Source organism: Nostoc sp. JL34, assembly GCF_017114945.1.
Classification (GTDB): Bacteria; Cyanobacteriota; Cyanobacteriia; order Cyanobacteriales; family Nostocaceae; genus Nostoc.
In genome coordinates this window covers 1-16,873 of sequence record NZ_JABXKQ010000071.1, presented here as the reverse complement: position 1 = coordinate 16,873, position 16,873 = coordinate 1, and the positions used below count along the sequence as shown (strand labels likewise).

Genomic DNA, 16,873 nt, shown 5'->3' with positions numbered 1-16,873 from the left:
GGACAAGGATTTGAATCCGTAATAATGAAGAAATTGAACGCAAATACAGCCCAGCATCGAACTAAAAAGCGATTTCGCCTGTTTCAGGGAATTTTACCAATGACCGGAGCCACAATTGGGAATGATATCGTTGCGGGTATTGTGCTAGCAGCACTGGGCATTCCTGAAGTCATGGGATATACAAAGATTGCCGGAACGCCCATTGCCACAGGTCTTTATACACTTATTCTTCCAGCCTTGGCGTTTGCGCTCTTTGGATCTTCTCGCCATTTAGTGGTCGCAGCCGACTCTGCAACAGCTGCAATCCTGGCGGCTGGACTATCAGGCTTGGCAGTGTTGGGGAGTTCCCAATATTTAGCGGATTCAGAATTAGTAGCCATCTTAGTAGCTGGACTTTTGCTGTTAGCACGCCTGTTTAGACTGGGTTTTTTGGCGGATTTTCTGTCGCGTACCGTGCTGGTAGGTTTCTTAACTGGGGTAGGAATTCAAGTAGCGATCGGTCAATTAAGTGGATTGTTGGATCTTAAGGTTGGGGGGAATAATCCAATCCAGCAAATCATTAATACCTTTCAAGGTCTGCCCCATGCTAACCCATTAGCGATCGCGATCTCTGTAGCAGTCTTGATTACCATTAAAGTATGCGACAGATTGCTTCCAAAATTTCCAGGTGCATTGCTGGCTGTAATAGTAGCAATTCTTGCCAGTTGGCTGTTTAACTTTGCCAGTCATGGTGTTATGGTAGTTGGATCTATCCCCAGCGGACTGCCATCCTTTGTATTGCCCACTGTTGCTCTGAGTGAAATTCCACAATTATTTGGCATTGCCCTATCGTGCTGTATCGTCATTGTTGCCCAAAGTGCAGCGACCTCACGCGCTTACGCCTTCCGATACAACGAGGATTTTAAAGAAAATATTGACCTTGAGGGTCTAGCTCTGGCGAATCTGGCGGCGGGGGTGAGTGGAACCTTTGTGGTCAATGGTAGCCCGACCAAAACTGAAATTGTTGACACAGCAGGAGGACAAAGCCAAGTAGCTCAACTGACTACAGTAGCAGTGGTGTTAATAGTCATCCTCTTCTTGACTCAACCAATTAGCTATTTGCCGAATGCGGTTTTAGCAGCAATTGTATTTTTGATTGGACTAAAATTGATTGACATTCAGGGGATGCAGGCAATATTTTCGACCCATCGTGACGAGTTTTATCTTGCGCTCGTTACTACTGCTACGGTTGTTTTTATCGGTGTTAAAGAGGGTATTGTTTTAGCAATTATTTTGTCGCTGATTTTGCATGTGCGTCATAGTTACCGACCGCATTCAGCCATAATTATTCCCGATGCTCAGAGATTATGGCAGGCGATTCCTGTGCGTATGGGCAGTGTATCAGCATCTGGTCTGATCGTTTATCGGTTTAGTAGAGACTTGTTTTATGCTAACGCCAGCTTCTTTTCAGAGGAGGTGCAAAATCTCGTGAAAAATGCAGAATCACCCGTGCAGTGGTTTATTCTGGAGTCCAGAGCAATTACTGAAATCGACTACTCTGCATCGCAAACGATTCGGGATGTCGTCAAGGAATTATCCCTTCAGAATGTAACTTTTGTCGTGTCCGGTCTGTCGCCGGAGGTAAAAGTCCAGTTCGAGCGGGACGGGCTGACAGATTTAATCGGAGCTAATCGGTTTTTTAACCACTTAGAAGAGGCGTTGGCAGCTTTCCACGAAGTTGGCAACGAACAATCAACTTAAAGGAATTACAAGTCACTGTGCAGTCGCTTATGAGCGACTAATGGCCAGACTACTAGGTAAAATTAAGCTAATAGTTGGTAATCAAGATAAAAAAACATCAAAAATGCTTGAGAAAGAGCTTAATTTTTGAAGTCGTATGGATAGAACTAAGCAATCTCCAAAGGCAGTTTTATGATGGACTAACTGTACCTCCACGAAACCGATTCGAGAAAAACTAACTAGGCTGGCTCGGCTATATAATAACTTGATTAAAGCTCTAATTTTGCTTTAATTACTACCAAGATAAAAAGTAATTATAGCAATCCTAAATGAGTTGTGAAAAATTACACATAACGATAAGCTAGATCTAATTAATATAGAAAATACACAACTCCCTATATGAAAGAATTGATAGATTTTATCCAAGGGAACCCAGATAAAAGAGAATTGAAACGAGCGCTGGCTGTACAAATGGTGATGGAAAGTTACACTCATTCTCAGATTACAGAAATTTTGCACGTATCTTTAGGCTTTGTCAATAAGTGGAAATATATTTTTGTGGAACAGGGGGTTGCAGGGTTAAAACTTAAATATCAAGGTTCGAGGGGTTATCTTGATAGCAAACAAAAACAAACAGTGATTGAATGGCTTAAACAAAAAGATTACTGGAATTTAAATGAACTAAAAGAGTACATAGAAGAGAGTTTCAATATAGCATTTGAGTCAAATCAAAGCTATTATGACCTATTTAAAGAAGCATCTATAAGTTGGAAAAAAACACAAAAAAAGAACCCACGCAAAGACGAGGAGTTAGTAGCAAAAAAAAACTAGAAATTACAGCATGGCTCAATGCACATCAAAGCGAGATTGTGTCTGGAGAAATGGTTGTATTTTTTGAGGATGAGTGTCATTTGTTGTGGGGAGACATCTGTGGTTATATTTGGGGTAATACTCAAGAAAGAATTGAAGTTCCAGTTCTTAACGAAAGACAAAGACAGACATACTTTGGCGCACTGAATTATTACACACAAGAATTTTTAATTAAGCCGTTAAAAAAAGGTGATTCTAAATCGGCAATTGCATTCGTAGAATACCTGCTTACTCAATATCCTAAAAGCCGCATTAGTTTGATTTGGGATGGAGCTAGTTATCACCGTTCAGTTGAATTTCAAGATTATTTAAAATCTGTAAATCAGGGGCTAAACGAGAACGAATGGAAAGTTACTTGTATTCGCTTCGCTCCTAATGATTCGACACAAAACCCAGTGGAAGATATTTGGTTGTCTGCTAAAAAGTTTATTAGATAATTTTATCATCTATGTAAATCTTTTACTATTGTCAAGCGTTTATTTGAACTCGCTGTTCACCATGAAATATTTAATTTTCCAAAAATATTTATGTATGATTGATTTTCACAAATGATTTAGGATTGCTATATACAATTTGAATAAAGAAGCAGGGTTAGTTTATTTTTTATTGGCGATGAATTTTTGGTTTTGATCTTGAATTTGTAAGAGTTCAGGGATGGTGACAAAGCGATAGCCCTGATTGCGAAAATTGGCAATAATTTCTGGTAAAGCCTGTACAGTCCTAGAACGATTACCACCACCATCATGCATCAACACAATTCCACCAGGTTTTGCCTCTCTGAATACATTGCTGATTAATCTGGAAACAGCAGGACGGGAATAGTCTACAGAGTCAGATGACCACAAAATAATAGCGTATTTACTATTTCTAGCGTAGTCAACTACGCCATTATGCATCACTCCTCCGGGTGGTCGAAATAAATTTGTTTTTAAGCCTGTAGTTTTAAAAATAACATCTTCGGTGTGGTCAATTTCATAAGCAGCGGCTTGTGGATTCAAGAATTGATACCAATGATGCCAAGTGTGGTTGCCAATGACATGACCTTCAGCAATCTCCTGCTTGAGTAAGTTGGGAAAATTTTTGACATTCTCTCCAACCACAAAAAATGTCCCTTTGATCTGATTTTTTTTCAGGATATCTAACACTTGTGCTGTACTTTCAGGCCAGGGGCCATCATCAAAGGTGAGAGCAATAACTTTCTGTTCGGGAGAGAGTTTTGCCGACTCAATTATGGCACCTTGAAAAATTGAAGGAATAGAGTCAGAAAAACCCTTTACTTGTGCTTCCTCCTGCCAGCTTTTAAGCATTGCTGTCTTGAATTCCTCAACTCGTTGTTGAGTGACGACATTTGCCGCTACATTATTTACATTTAGAGTCTGCTTTGATTCAAACTGAAAAAATTTATTTTGCTGAAGATGATTAAACTCAGACTAAAACCACCACATAAGATAAGCAGCCCAACTAATTTCCCTGGAGTCCAAAGACTCTGCTTATTATTGATCACGTAAAAATACCTTAAATAGTCAAATAATCAGTCATCGTGCTGATCGGAAGTTAGAATTTTTATCTGCTTGTCTTCAGAGAAAGTATAGCTATCTATTTATGTATTGCCAAGAGTGCGATTGCTTATTGTCCAATTTAGTAGGTTAAGATTTATTCTGTTAAAGACCCTGATAAACACTCTGCCTTAGTCAATCCACTATTCGTGTTAGATGGATCATATTTATATTTAGAAAACCTGTAGTTTATAGAATGGATTTGCTTAGGTTTCAATACAATTATCTAAATAAACACACTTTCGTCATCACCTTGTAATATTTCTATCAACTAAGTATGTAATAATCTTGGAATCATCAATTCAGATTAGCTGTCAATAACTAATCTAGCAAATCTAAAATATAGTCATTCTATTTGACTACCAGTAGAGTATTTATATAAGACTGACATTTCAAACTAATCTTACTATGTTTTAGCAAGTAGGTTATAGATGTTCTGCATCAATCCAAAAAACCGCTGAATAAATAAGTTTATCCTGAAAATAACTCTATGAGATTACGCAATTTTGTCCTAACTATTATGAGTGCTGTATTAATAACATCACCCAGTTTAGCGTCTGATATCAAATCTCAAATATCTGATGATAATCGGAGTCTTTTAGTGTCAGCAAGGGATTGGAATTATTTATTGGCTAACTATTCAAGCAGAATCAGTATACAGAGAAATTTGATTCCTCAACTCAAGCAACCAGAAATTTTCACGAATATAGACGATCCTCCTTTATTTGGTGGAATCATCCCCATCCCATTAGGCAAAGAAATGCCAGAATTAAAGTCTCAAGTTAGAGCATTAATGGCTCATTACAGTTTTCTCAAACCGGGAATGTTTTTCTTAGATGTAGAAACAGGAAATTATTTGAATATTGATGGCGAAAAAGTATTTCCGGCAGCTAGTACTATTAAATATCCAATTTTAATTGCTTTATTTGAACAAATAGATGCGGGTAAAATCAAACTTGATGAAAAGCTAGTGATGCGGCGTGAGTTAGTAGCGAGTGGTTCGGGTGACTTACAGTATAAACGAGCAGGAATCAAACTGAGTGTAATGGAGACTGTTAACAAAATGATTACGATCAGTGATAATACTGCTAGTAACATGATTATTGACCGTCTAGGCGGAAAAGCAAAACTCAATCAGCGTTTCCACACTTGGGGACTAAAAAACACAGTAATTCGCAATATGTTAGGAGACTTTAAAGGTACTAACACCACTAGTCCAGCAGATTTAGTCAGGTTGTCAGCTTTAGTTGACCAACATAAGTTGATTTCAGAGGGTAGTCAGTTCCAAGTTTTAGATGTATTGCGTCATTGTCATAATAATAAGTTGCTGGCAGCTGGTGTGGGTAAAGGTGGAACTATTGCTCATAAAACTGGAGATATTGGATTTTTGGTTGGGGATGCAGGAATTATTAGTTTGCCAAATGGAAAGCATTACTTGGCAGGGATTTTTGTGATTAGACCCCATGATGATGAGCGAGGAAGGGAATTTGTACGCCAAGTTTCGCGGATAGTTTATCAGTATCTAGATCAACCAAAATTATCCCAGAAATATTAATTTAATTTTATTTAGGGTTAATTGTACTTAAAGCTACACCCTGATAATAATGCCCTAAAATTTGCAGATAGTTTACTCCTCTTTTAGCTAAATTGTATGCCCCCCATTGACTCATACCTAAAGCATGACCAAAGCCAAGTCCAAGAAGTACAAAATTACCATTTGCTGCTTTGGTAAGGATAAAGTGGGTACTTTTTATTTTGAGGGCAGTACGTACTTTTTCGCCACGCAGTACAATGGTTGCTTTATCACCAACGATTTTTAAAGCTTTAACACTACCAAAAGGTGAGTAGGTTTGTGCAATCATATCTAAAACATTGCCGACACCAGAAATCCTGGCGCTAATTTCTTTTTGGGAGAAAGTTTTCACCCATTTGCACTCGCTAACATTTTGATCGTAATCTTCAACAGCACGCAGGTAAGGCTCGTGGCTTCCCCAAACATCTTCAACATTTTCAGTATGTCCTCCAGAACAATCATGAAAAACTGAGAGAATAATACTGTCTTTATAAGTTAGTACCTGTTTATCAGTTGCATCGACGGCGGCATAAGTACTAGGAGTTTCATTGATTACTCCTTTATAATTTTGCCAGTGATCTGGACTATCACCTAAATCGTAAACAGGATTATTGCGCTGTTTTTCTCGCTCATAGAAAGCAAAAGTCCGGGCGGCAACTGCTTGTGCTTTCAAAGCTTCAGCAGGCCACTCAGTATCCATTTCGCCACCAACAACACTGTAGAGATACTCTTGGTCATCAACCCAGTTAACGGCGGTTAGTCCTTTATCTGTTGGCACAACAAGAGTTCTGCCTCGATACCAGTGTTCGCCAATGTAAACGAATCCCTTACCTGTCGGCTCAATCCAAAATAAACCAGACTGCCATTTATCTAAAGCCACACCGCCTGGAACTGAAGAGGCATAAAATGAACTCATTGCTGGTAATTGTCCGAGAGTATGGCCAGCACTATCTTTAACCAACGCAGTTGTAGAACTGCCAACTGTTACCTGATTAACACCCCTCTCGATTGCTATTCGCAATATTACAGATGCTCCACTTGGGGTAGCTAAACTCATCCACAATAAGGCACTTACCCACCAATGACCTACTTTTATCTGTGTAAATAAAGCTTTTAATAACAATTGGCATTTCATGTAATGCATTTAAAAAGAGTTTTCAATTTCTATCCAATGTTATCCCTAATACCGTAGTTTGCGTATATTTGATGTACTCTTCTTGAGCAATCTCATATATTTTTTATCGAACAGAATTCAGGAGTCAGGAGTCAGAATGGACTAAACCTTAGCTATCCGCTAACAGAATGAGTTCTGTTAGCGGATAGCGCAGGGTAAAGCCAACTCTTAGAGAGGCTGCGCCAAGGACATGGCTTGTCTGCGACACGCTGCGCGTAGCTCGCTTCTCCGTAGGAGTACGCTTAGAGCGAGTCTGCGAACGTCTTAATTCTGACTCCTGAATTCTTCTTCAATCCTCCCTTCAGATAAATCCGGTATCTGTAGCTCAATAGTAGGGTTAACATGAAATTTGACGCTCGGCTAAAAACAAACTATGCCCAAGACTTGGAACATCAAGATAGATAACTATTTTCAAGCCAACCCCAATTGCATCATCGCCACCGCCCATGTAGACTCGTTCCCTATAGACCTGCCGCTAGAACCGAACATCCGCGAACCAAACCGTAAAAGCGCGACCTACAGACAAGTCTTCGACTCACTGACAACCGAACCCGAAAAATTCTTCTCTCGTCATAGCGGAATCGTTCTGTCAGCTAATAAAGTTAAGCCTATCAAGAACAAAACTGAACTGGAGCTAGAAGTCTTAGAAGCAAACGAAGGGGGTAGCGACGGTATTATCAACGGAGGGCATACAGTTTTAGCATTTGAGCAAGCGAAAAATTACAAATATGACCTAACCGAAGCCAGAGTAAAAGTTACGATCCACATTGGACTGACTGAAGAATCAGCCAAAGATATAGCCCTAGCAAGTAATACTACAACGCCAGTAGATTCTCGCTCCAAAGTCAACGCCAGGGGTGATTACAAATTCATCAAGCAGTATTTAGCCCAGTTAGAACAGAAGGAAGATAGAAAATTCCGCATTGCCTATTACCAGAATCAAAGCGGCGCTCCCAGAAATGCCCAGTGTAATGTCACCCATTTGCTGAAGCTCCTTTACTGCCTCGACAGAAATAAATACAACCCTGACGGCAATAAACGAACCAAACACCCAGCAGGAATGAGTCTTCCGAGTAACATCACAGATGCAGAAAGGGAAAGGTTAACCGCTTTACTGCCTCTCTTGACTCATGCCCTGTGGATAGAGCAAAGACTCTACGAAATAATTCAAGAATATATCAGCAACCCCAGAAGAAAGGGTGCTAACGACCTAGCATCAATAGATATACGTAAAACTACGTTATTGCCTGACAGCAAGTATTCATTCGGGTTTGGTGCGCCAACTGACCTCGCACTACCGATAATTGCGTCCTATCGGGTATTTTTGGACAAGGACTATAAATGGATTCTGCCGTTTAACGAATTCGCTGAAGATTTCCTCCAACACTTGTGGAATAACTACTTCCGCAAATATTTGGTGTCGGAGAAAACAGCAGGAAATACAGTCGGGACAAAAATCAGCCGCAATCAAGAGATTTGGGAAAGTTTGTACATTTCGGCGCAAAGTTATCTAAATCAGCACTTGGTAAAAATGGTCAATTCCAGTAAGGCAGAGTCAAAATCCAAGGTGACACAAGGTAGTAGCAATCTTGGGAAAAGGGAAAAGGGATGAACTCAACGCGACTACTGGAAATTAACTGTATCTCTGACAACTCTATCTCTGACACCAGTTCCCTAAACTGACTTATGCTCTGAAAGCTTGACAGGTGCTAAGTGAACACCCAGGTTACGGGCGTAAACTTTAGTGAAGTACTGGATATTTTGCTGTGGGCGATCGCTCTTAGAGTAGGGCAAGGCATCGTTACACTGCCAACCATAATACGCAGGGATGTAGAGAGTCCAAGTGGCAGCTAGAAAACTGTAATGTATAGATGTACTTTCCCACAGCCAATTATTTGGTCGCAAAAACTTTTGCAAGTGGTATTAGATTTAAGATGGGGAAATATACTTCTTGAAAAATCAGAAAATTTGGCATCGAACTAACAAATTAAATTCGCAATCTCAAATGCCGACGATATTTCTAGATAAAGATGGCACTTTAATTGAAAATGTACCAAACAATGTTGATCCGCAATTAATCGAAATGAAAATCGGTGCTATTGAAGGATTACAAATACTTAGCAAAGCTGGATATAAATTAATTGTGATTACTAACCAGTCGGGAGTAGCACGGGATTATTTCCCAGAATCTGCCTTGGCGGGAGTGGAAGCGCGATTGAATGAAATATTAGAAAAAGCGGATCTATCGCTAGATGGATTTTACTACTGTCCCCATCATCCAAATGGTGTAATATCTGAGTATGCAATTGCTTGCGAATGCCGTAAACCAAAACCAGGCTTGATTCTACGTGCAGCTAACGAACAAAATATAGATTTAGCAAATTCTTGGTTTATTGGTGATAATCTCAGTGATGTAGAAGCTGGACATAGTGCAGGGTGTAAAACGATTTTGATAGCTCAGGGCAATCAGTCTCAGCACCAAATGTCTCCTTTAGGAATTGCTGACTATATTTTGGTTAATCTTTCAATAGCAGCACAGGTGATATGTAAGCATTCAGTATCTAATTTTTAAGATTTCTGGCATAAAGTTATAGAAATTGCTGGAACAGGAAACTTAGAAAAATTTAGTGCTATCAAACGTCGTTAAATTGCCCACGTGCGATCGCTCTCCTCTAACAATGACAGCAGTCACATCAAGCAAGCGCTTACTGGTGCTGAACGGACAGCGCCTTGCAGTAAACGATTTTGTCAGCACCCGCTTGATAGAAGTCACGTATCCGTGCTTCTTCTTCATAACCGCACTTGCGGTAGAACGTTCGCGTGCGCTCGAAGTCCGGCGTACCTGATGTTTCCACCAGTAGTATACGCCCGCCGCGTCTGATCAATGTTTGCTCAACGTAGCGTAGCAGGGTCGCACCACGTCCTTGTCCTTGTCTGTCAGGTTGGATAGCAATCAACTGTAGATTCCACGTCTGATCAGTCATTGGTTCCATCTCACAGTAAGCGACCCCGACCGCCCCATTGTCATCGTCGGTAATCCAAAAGCGTTTACCTTTGCCGCTGCTACCACCGAAGTAATCGGACAGTATTTCACCAAGCTCCTCAAGTTGGTTTGGTTCAAACAGTCCGGTTGCGTCGGCTAAAGCAATCAGCGCAGTCGTGTCATCGGGTATGGTCGGTCGAATCATCGCAAACTCCGTGTGCGTGTAAAACAGGTTAGCCTCTGGAGAAAATATCACAACAGTTGTTATGTCGCTTTAAAACATAACAACTGTTGTGATAAGATGTCAAGATGCTTGTTTCATGTTGCTGTAAACCGAGGAGAGCTATGAGTTATGACGATCGCCGTATTGAAGTCGCTAAAGCAGCATGGCGGGTGATTGTCCGTGAAGGATTGGATCGTGCTAGTATGCGGGCGATCGCGCAAGAGCTTGGCTCTTCGACCGGGGTTGTTACCCATTACTTTCGAGATAAAGAAGAACTCACCCTATTTGCCCTAGAACAAGTGTTTGAAAACGTCTTAGAGGACATGAAAACCTGTGCCCAGGGACGGCAAGGAATTGACAGACTAGCACAGATGATTTTTGTGGCTCTGCCTCTGAAGGACATTGACAAAGCTGATTGGAAGGTTTGGGTGGCATTTTTGGGCTATTCTATCGGGCGCGATCGCCTTGTTCAAGAACACCGAAAACGCTATGACTTTTTACGGGAGATTATTTGTCAAGAGTTAGCTGACTTACAAAAAGCCTTGGTAATTCGAGCCGATCTTGATTTAACCCTCGAAGCCAATGCACTCATCGCCCTAGTGGATGGTATTGGCACTAGTGTTGTCATTTGTCCTGAGCAATTCTCCGCAGATCAACAAAAATATCTCGTGCGGCGACATATCAATGCAATACTTGCATCATCTTGAACACCAACGAACAGATAATATCGAAACGATCATTGATTTTGATAATAAAAATTAATATTAATTTTTCCTGAGTTTATCCTAAATTTTTATTTATCAATTCACCTAGCAAATTTTAATCAAAATATCAGCCCCATCTTTGATAAAAACGTGATATTCCATATAGCAAATAAATTAAACTAAAGTGCAGATATGCCGAGGGTGAGATGATGACAACTCCAACCCAAGAAGAAATCAGATTAGCAGAAGCCCAAAATCAGATATCCCATTGGCGCAGATGGGGGATTTATTTAAGCGATCGCCAGTGGGGAACAGTACGTTAAGACTACAGCCCTAACAGTACAGCACAGCCTGGGATTATTTCACCCACGATCGGGCTCGTTCTCGCGCCTACCGTTGGGGTGAAGATGGAATTTTTGGTATTTTTGATAATCAGCGACTTTGTTTTGCGTAGGCGTAGGCAGTCGTAGACATCGCTCTATAGCTGAATAAACTCCGTTCTTCGTCTATTAAATAAAGGAGTTCACAACCTCATGTCAATTCATAACTTTACTCTCTCCCGTCAGTTATTACGCAACTTGTCCATCATTTCGCTGACTTTTGTACTCCTATACAGTGCATCTCGTGTGATGCTTTCTGCTCCCGCCACTGAGATTTCGACTGTTGCACCGCAGGGAAAGCAAGTAGCGGTTTTCGCTGGTGGCTGCTACTGGGGAATGTCAGCAGTTTTTGAGCATCTATTAGGTGTTTCTGATGTCGTTTCTGGCTTTTCTGGAGGCGATGCAAGAACCGCAGACTACACACTTGTCAGTGCTGGATTAACTAATCATGCTGAATCCGTAAAAATCACTTACGATCCATCAAAAATATCATATAATCAGCTTCTAAAAGTCTACTTTTTGGTAGCGCATGACCCAACAGAGTTAAATCGACAAGGCCCAGACTCAGGTAAGCAATATCGTTCGGCGATCTTTTTTGCTAACGATGAGCAGAAACAAGCTGCACAAGAATATATCGCTCAACTCAACAAATCGCGAGTCTTCGACAAGCCGATTGTGACGGAATTAGATCCTTTGAAAGGTTTTTATCAGGCGGCGGCATACCATCAGAATTATATAGTGCATCATCCGAGCGATCACTATGTGGTAGTGAATGACTTGCCGAAGCTGGCTAAACTTCAAGCAAAGTTCCCTGATATGTATAGCAAGTAAGGGGATTTACAGCATTCGACTCTTAACATCCCCTTGAACCACTGAAAGATTAACCTATCCTGTAAGATGCTCGTCCATGCTTCTTTCGATTAAATTCAAAATGCTCTCATTAAGAAGAAACAAAAATTTTGAATTGATTAATTCGCTCTTTTCTTGCCCTCACTGATAGCGCAGCGTTAGCGAGTCCACGAGCGTCTTGTAATTTTGAATTGATTCGACAAATTGCTGAAGATTTTCTGCAACACCTACTGTCTCTCAATAAATAGCTTTCAATCTACAATATCAACTCGCTTTAATGCAGCCATCAATTCTGTCATAAACTCAACAAAGACGCGAACTTTAGCACAGAGATAGCGTTTTTGCGGGTACAACACAGAGATCGGTAATCCAACTTGGGTCGCGTAGGATTGAAGAATTGGTTGGAGGTCTCCACGCGCGATCGCTTTGGCTGCGATAAATTTTGGAAATTGAACTACACCGGCTCCTTGAATGACTGCCTCTAAAATGACTTCTGAATTATCGAATCGCAGATAACTCTCAACACAAAGGTCAATCGCTTTTCCATCTTGTTCAAACTTCCATTTAGGCTCTCGCCCAGTCTGTGGATAGATAAAGTTGACACAGCGATGCCGCAAAAGTTCTGTGGGTATTGTGGGCGTGCCATACTGAGCGAGATACTGCGGTGAGGCACAAGTGATGTAGCGTGCAGTTGCCAGATGGTGCATGATTAAACGGCTATCACTGCTCATTCCAATCCGCACTGTCGCGTCAATGCCTTCCTCAATCAGATCGATCACGCGATCGTTAAAAGAAACATTCAGATTTAGCTTTGGATATTGTGTGACAAATTGCAGTAGAGCCGGAGCGATATGTATTTTGCCAAACACAAAGCTCAGATCGAGCCGCAATGTTCCGAGCGGCATTGATTGGGATTGTTTGACTCCGAGTTCGGCTTCTTCCAAATCGTTGAGAATTTGCTCAGAGCGTTGATAAAATCGGTTGCCATCTTCGGTCAGGGTCAAACTGCGAGTTGTTCGCTGGAGCAAGCGCACCCCCAAGTCATCTTCCAAGCGCAATACGGCTCGACTCACGGCTGAAGGAGCCATACCTAAGTGTCGTGCTGCCTCCGAAAAGCTGCCAGATTGAGCGGAGCGGATAAAAATCATCAGGCTTTTGAGCTTGTCCATTAACCGAAACGCATCTTTGAATTTTTTGCACAACTGTTTTGAATTTTAACTACTTTTTCTTTTTTTCTGCACAAGCTACTGTTTAGACAAGATAAATTTCAAATACACAAACAGCATAAAAAAAACAGACATGATACAGCAAACAACAGCAGAAAAAATTATTTTAGTCACCGGAGCCACGGGCAATCAGGGTGGCGCAGTGGCGCGTCATCTTTTAAAGTGCGGTAACTTCAAGGTACGTGCTTTTGTGCGCGATCCAAACAAGTCCGCCGCCCATGCACTCCAACAAGCGGGGGCAGAACTCGTCGCCGGAGATTTCAGGGATCGTGCGTCGCTTGATCGCGCTCTGCAAGGTGCTTATGGTGTTTTTTCATTGCAGACTTTTCTCAAAGAAGGCGGATTATTAGCCGAGATCCGAGATGGTAAAAGCGTTGCAGACGCAGCTTCATCGGCAGGTGTCGAGCATTTCGTCTACAGTTCTGTGGGCAGCGCCGAACGCAACACGGGCATTCCCCATTTCGACAGTAAATTTCAAGTCGAAGAGTACGTTCGCTCGTTGGGCTTGCCCTACACAATCATGCGTCCAGTTTTCTTCTTTTACAACTACGCCTCAATGCGTCCAATGGTGGAGCAGGGCACGCTCTCCCAACCGCTCAGTCCTGAAACAAAATTGCAGCAACTTTCTGAAGAAGATTACGGAGCAATGGTCGCTGAGGTATTCGATCGCCCCGCCGAGTTCTTGAACCGCGAAATCGAAGTCGCCAGTGTGGAGATGACCATGCCAGAAATCGCTGCCGCGTTCAGCCTCGTGTTGGGCAAAACCGTCGAATACCAGCAAATTCCGTTTGAAGCGTTTGAGCAGCAAGCTGGGGAGGAAGTGACCATTATGTATCGCTGGTTTGAGAATGTCGGCTACGGAGCGGATTTAGCACAGTTGAAACGTGACTTTCCTTCCTCAAGCGACTTTGAATCCTATCTGCGCGACCACGACTGGACAAAACCAGATTAAAGCGCGTAAACATTAAACTAAACAATTTGACGCTCTTGATTTGGAAGGTGATTTGGAATAAAACTCGTACTGAATAAAAACTGGGACGAGTTTTATTTTTTCTAGCAAAATGGATGTTTATGAGGGTTGATTTAATTTGGTCATGAGAGTACCTTCAGCAGTGTTTACAAAGGTGTCTCGATCTGAAATAATTGCTTGTGGTATTAAAGTAGTGGAGTGAGTGTTAATTCCTGGCAGCTTTTTGACAGCAGTGCCGATGGCCATAAACTCGATAATCCCACTACCTAACTGATAAACATAAGTTTTAATCCCAACAACGAGGTCAGCGCCACTATTACGAGCATCAGTGGCGATGTTGGCAATGGCTTGTTCGCGTGCTTCGTAAATTAATGTAGTTAATTCATTAATTTCACCACGCACAAAGGACTTGAATGCGGATGTGATTCCTCCAACAAAACCAAGAGAATATACGGAAACACCCAAAACCAATTTTAAAGGCATATAACCCAGGTTGATCAGATTCCACATTTCCTGATTAGTTAAATCGCTGGTAATAGGACTTTGACTAAATGCTATTGTAAGAGCAGGATGGTTTGATGCAGTACCAATCATTACCATCTCTTGCATCCCGGCAAAGGGAATAATTGATGTCTGAATTCCAAGCACAGCATTAGCACCTATATTTAAGGCTTCAGACTGAATTCGCTTTAAGGCTAAGTGACGGGTTTGGTTGAATATAGAGGAAAATTCTTTAATTTCTCCACGTTTTAAACTTTTGAGGGAGCCAAGTATTCCACCGCCGACTCCAATGGAGTAGGCAACATTGCCAAAGACAAACTTTTTCGGTACAAATCCCGCATCAATTTGGCAGTAGAGTTCCTGTCCGTCGGCAGAGGTAGAAAATTCTAATTTTTCAGATTTTTCGTCACCTTTGTGAACACAGGAGCCAATGGAGAGAAATTCGACGTTGCCGACTTGTTGCACTAAATCATTGTTAACACCTGTGATGCCAATTCCGCCATGCTTTTCTGCTTCAGCCAACATTCGGGCATAAGCTTTTTGCCTTCCTTCATGAATGATGCTAGTGACTTCAGAGACTTCTCCGCCAACAATGGTTTTGAGTCCTGATGAAATTCCCCCAATTAATCCCAGTGAAAAGACACTGTTTCCAATGACTAAATCTCCCGGATACATACCCTGTTGTCGAAGACAAAAGATTTCATTGCCAGAGAGTCCGCTGATTGCAACCATGCCTTTGACTCCAGTAATTTAGATGAGTGTATAATAACCCCGTTCAAAATGGGGAGTTAGTCATTTATAACTGATTATCAAGGGATAAGCTGGGGCTTGGGCATCAGCTATTACCCATTCGGGTTGCATTGCTGTACCGCAACGGACTTCTTGAGACTGAAAAACAAAAACTGTTGAAGAAGAATTTAGTCCTGCTAGAGTCAGAATGCAAGACGTTCGCGTTAGCTATCGGTGTGGTAGATGTATTTCACTAATAAAAGTTCTAAGCTGAAAGTAGTAAAGTATCTTCAAAAGAAAAAGTTTATGTCTCAAATTTTGATTGGTACAGAAAATGGTATTTTCCAATTAAAAAGTGATAACACAGTTGTTGAAGTTGAATCAGCACCGCGAAGAGTGAAATTTCTGGCAACAAACGGTCTGAAGGTTTATGCGTTGACAAGAGAGGATGCACTCTGGTGTCAAACAGAAAACGCTTCTTGGGAGATTGTTCACCCAAAACCAGTGAAAGAGGAAGTTTGGTCATTTGCGATTGATCCTCATCTGACGGGGCGACTTTATTTAGGAGTGTCACCAGCAGTGCTTTATCAAAGTGATGATGGAGGAAAAAATTGGAAAGGGTACGAATCGATCCGGCAAATACCAGGTTATGAGCAATGGACTTTCCCGCCGCCACCGCATATTCCTCATGTTCGCTCCATCGCGCCAGCTCCGAATAGAGATGGTGTTTATATCGGAGTTGAAGAGGGAGGAATCTATTTAAGTCAGAACCAGGGTGAGACTTGGGATAGCCTAAACGAGGGATTGTATTGGGATGTGCATACAGTTGTCCCTGTTGGTGATGGTTTGCGGTTATATGCAACGACTGGGAACGGTTTTTATCGCAGTGATGATGGAGGTCAGCACTGGCGACAGATGATGCAGGGACTAGAGCGGAGTTATACTGTACCTTGTGTAGCATCTAAGTCACAAACCCCTGCTAGCCTCAACAATTTTCTCTTTTCTTAGTGCCATTCCGCTATGGCTAAAGAAATCTAGCTATTGCTAGATGTGATAATCCTCAAAAACGCTATAGGCTACATACAATTGTTGAGTAGAAAGATTCGCTTGTGGATGCCATAGTAGAAAGATCGCACACACTTAAACAAGCCTTGGTTGATTTTGTCCTAGATGCTGATGGCGAACTAGCACAAGCACTCGACATTTATGCAGCGGCACAGATGCCTAGCGGTAATCGCGGTAGCACCCAACAACAAGTAATCATTGACAGGTTTATTACAGAAGGTAAAATTGGCGATGGTTCACTTATAGAGTTATTTATCGCCAGTCATGCAGATTTGTCACAGAGCGATCGCAATCTACTGAATAGCTGGCATCGTAGTTTTATTGGTTTATTTACTATCACCCAGATTTTAC

13 protein-coding genes and 4 pseudogenes are annotated in these 16,873 nt (G+C 41.6%); 11 read left to right on the top strand and 6 right to left on the bottom strand.

What is annotated here, in order from left to right:
- Window positions 1-24: 24 nt before the first annotated feature.
- Together HWQ44_RS14695 and HWQ44_RS14690 are read left to right on the top strand one after the other, a co-directional pair.
- Window positions 25-1,740, top strand: a complete 1,716-nt coding sequence (locus HWQ44_RS14695) for a SulP family inorganic anion transporter (protein ID WP_292719713.1) — start codon at window positions 25-27, stop codon at window positions 1,738-1,740.
- A 378-nt stretch (window positions 1,741-2,118) separates the two neighbouring features.
- Window positions 2,119-3,128 (top strand): annotated as a pseudogene (locus HWQ44_RS14690) (IS630 family transposase).
- Window positions 3,129-3,185: 57 nt separating this feature from the next.
- Here the strand turns inward: HWQ44_RS14690 and HWQ44_RS14685 are convergent.
- Window positions 3,186-4,018: pseudogene (locus HWQ44_RS14685) on the bottom strand (polysaccharide deacetylase family protein).
- Window positions 4,019-4,665: 647 nt separating this feature from the next.
- Here HWQ44_RS14685 and HWQ44_RS14680 point away from each other — a divergent pair.
- Window positions 4,666-5,700 (top strand): serine hydrolase, encoded by a 1,035-nt coding sequence (locus HWQ44_RS14680; protein ID WP_292719711.1) that lies wholly within the window; start codon window positions 4,666-4,668, stop codon window positions 5,698-5,700.
- Window positions 5,701-5,707: 7 nt separating this feature from the next.
- Here the strand turns inward: HWQ44_RS14680 and HWQ44_RS14675 are convergent, their stop codons facing one another.
- Complete coding sequence (locus HWQ44_RS14675; RefSeq protein ID WP_292719709.1) at window positions 5,708-6,853, bottom strand: SpoIID/LytB domain-containing protein; 1,146 nt, start codon at window positions 6,851-6,853, stop codon at window positions 5,708-5,710.
- A 412-nt stretch (window positions 6,854-7,265) separates the two neighbouring features.
- On the opposite strand from HWQ44_RS14675, the gene HWQ44_RS14670 reads away from it, so the two are divergent.
- Entirely contained in the window at window positions 7,266-8,504 is a 1,239-nt protein-coding gene (locus tag HWQ44_RS14670; protein WP_292719707.1) for an AIPR family protein, read from the top strand.
- A gap of 62 nt (window positions 8,505-8,566) precedes the next feature.
- Here the strand turns inward: HWQ44_RS14670 and HWQ44_RS14665 are convergent, their stop codons facing one another.
- Complete coding sequence (locus tag HWQ44_RS14665) at window positions 8,567-8,797, bottom strand: hypothetical protein (protein ID WP_292719705.1); 231 nt, start codon at window positions 8,795-8,797, stop codon at window positions 8,567-8,569.
- Between the two features lie 46 nt (window positions 8,798-8,843).
- Here HWQ44_RS14665 and HWQ44_RS14660 point away from each other — a divergent pair, with 46 nt between their 5' ends.
- Window positions 8,844-9,464 carry an HAD family hydrolase gene (locus HWQ44_RS14660; RefSeq protein ID WP_292719703.1) on the top strand — a complete coding sequence of 207 codons (621 nt, stop codon included), beginning with the start codon at window positions 8,844-8,846 and terminating at the stop codon, window positions 9,462-9,464.
- A gap of 133 nt (window positions 9,465-9,597) precedes the next feature.
- Here the strand turns inward: HWQ44_RS14660 and HWQ44_RS14655 are convergent, their stop codons facing one another.
- Entirely contained in the window at window positions 9,598-10,080 is a 483-nt protein-coding gene (locus HWQ44_RS14655) for a GNAT family N-acetyltransferase (RefSeq protein ID WP_292719701.1), read from the bottom strand.
- A gap of 140 nt (window positions 10,081-10,220) precedes the next feature.
- Here HWQ44_RS14655 and HWQ44_RS14650 point away from each other — a divergent pair, with 140 nt between their 5' ends.
- The 3 genes and pseudogenes from HWQ44_RS14650 (at window position 10,221) to msrA (ending at window position 12,013) form a co-directional block, all read left to right on the top strand.
- Complete coding sequence (locus tag HWQ44_RS14650; RefSeq protein WP_292719699.1) at window positions 10,221-10,805, top strand: TetR/AcrR family transcriptional regulator; 585 nt, start codon at window positions 10,221-10,223, stop codon at window positions 10,803-10,805.
- 206 nt (window positions 10,806-11,011) lie between these two features.
- Window positions 11,012-11,253, top strand: a pseudogene (locus HWQ44_RS14645) (hypothetical protein); the annotation flags it as partial.
- Window positions 11,254-11,335: 82 nt separating this feature from the next.
- A complete protein-coding gene (gene msrA / locus HWQ44_RS14640; protein ID WP_292719697.1) occupies window positions 11,336-12,013 on the top strand; it encodes a peptide-methionine (S)-S-oxide reductase MsrA in 678 nt (225 codons plus the stop codon).
- 269 nt (window positions 12,014-12,282) lie between these two features.
- Here the strand turns inward: msrA and HWQ44_RS14635 are convergent, their stop codons facing one another.
- A complete protein-coding gene (locus HWQ44_RS14635) occupies window positions 12,283-13,200 on the bottom strand; it encodes a LysR family transcriptional regulator (RefSeq protein WP_292719695.1) in 918 nt (305 codons plus the stop codon).
- A 130-nt stretch (window positions 13,201-13,330) separates the two neighbouring features.
- On the opposite strand from HWQ44_RS14635, the gene HWQ44_RS14630 reads away from it, so the two are divergent.
- The gene (locus HWQ44_RS14630) at window positions 13,331-14,209 is read left to right on the top strand and encodes an NmrA/HSCARG family protein (RefSeq protein WP_292719693.1); all 879 of its coding nucleotides are present in this window, start codon (window positions 13,331-13,333) and stop codon (window positions 14,207-14,209) included.
- Between the two features lie 117 nt (window positions 14,210-14,326).
- Here the strand turns inward: HWQ44_RS14630 and HWQ44_RS14625 are convergent, their stop codons facing one another.
- The gene (locus HWQ44_RS14625) at window positions 14,327-15,460 is read right to left on the bottom strand and encodes a heavy metal-binding domain-containing protein (protein ID WP_292719691.1); all 1,134 of its coding nucleotides are present in this window, start codon (window positions 15,458-15,460) and stop codon (window positions 14,327-14,329) included.
- Between the two features lie 303 nt (window positions 15,461-15,763).
- Between HWQ44_RS14625 and HWQ44_RS14620 the strand changes: the two genes are divergently transcribed.
- Window positions 15,764-16,465, top strand: coding sequence for a hypothetical protein (locus HWQ44_RS14620; RefSeq protein WP_292719690.1), 702 nt, complete (start codon window positions 15,764-15,766; stop codon window positions 16,463-16,465).
- Between the two features lie 101 nt (window positions 16,466-16,566).
- Window positions 16,567-16,873: pseudogene (locus tag HWQ44_RS14615) on the top strand (hypothetical protein); the annotation flags it as partial.

Coding starts and splice junctions, on each gene's coding strand:
- HWQ44_RS14695 (WP_292719713.1), top strand. CDS start 25: ATGAAGAAATTGAACGCAAATACAGCCCAGCATCGAACTAAAAAGCGA.
- HWQ44_RS14680 (WP_292719711.1), top strand. CDS start 4,666: ATGAGTGCTGTATTAATAACATCACCCAGTTTAGCGTCTGATATCAAA.
- HWQ44_RS14675 (WP_292719709.1), bottom strand. CDS start 6,853: ATGAAATGCCAATTGTTATTAAAAGCTTTATTTACACAGATAAAAGTA.
- HWQ44_RS14670 (WP_292719707.1), top strand. CDS start 7,266: ATGCCCAAGACTTGGAACATCAAGATAGATAACTATTTTCAAGCCAAC.
- HWQ44_RS14655 (WP_292719701.1), bottom strand. CDS start 10,080: ATGATTCGACCGACCATACCCGATGACACGACTGCGCTGATTGCTTTA.
- HWQ44_RS14650 (WP_292719699.1), top strand. CDS start 10,221: ATGAGTTATGACGATCGCCGTATTGAAGTCGCTAAAGCAGCATGGCGG.
- msrA (WP_292719697.1), top strand. CDS start 11,336: ATGTCAATTCATAACTTTACTCTCTCCCGTCAGTTATTACGCAACTTG.
- HWQ44_RS14635 (WP_292719695.1), bottom strand. CDS start 13,200: ATGGACAAGCTCAAAAGCCTGATGATTTTTATCCGCTCCGCTCAATCT.
- HWQ44_RS14630 (WP_292719693.1), top strand. CDS start 13,331: ATGATACAGCAAACAACAGCAGAAAAAATTATTTTAGTCACCGGAGCC.
- HWQ44_RS14625 (WP_292719691.1), bottom strand. CDS start 15,460: ATGGTTGCAATCAGCGGACTCTCTGGCAATGAAATCTTTTGTCTTCGA.
- HWQ44_RS14620 (WP_292719690.1), top strand. CDS start 15,764: ATGTCTCAAATTTTGATTGGTACAGAAAATGGTATTTTCCAATTAAAA.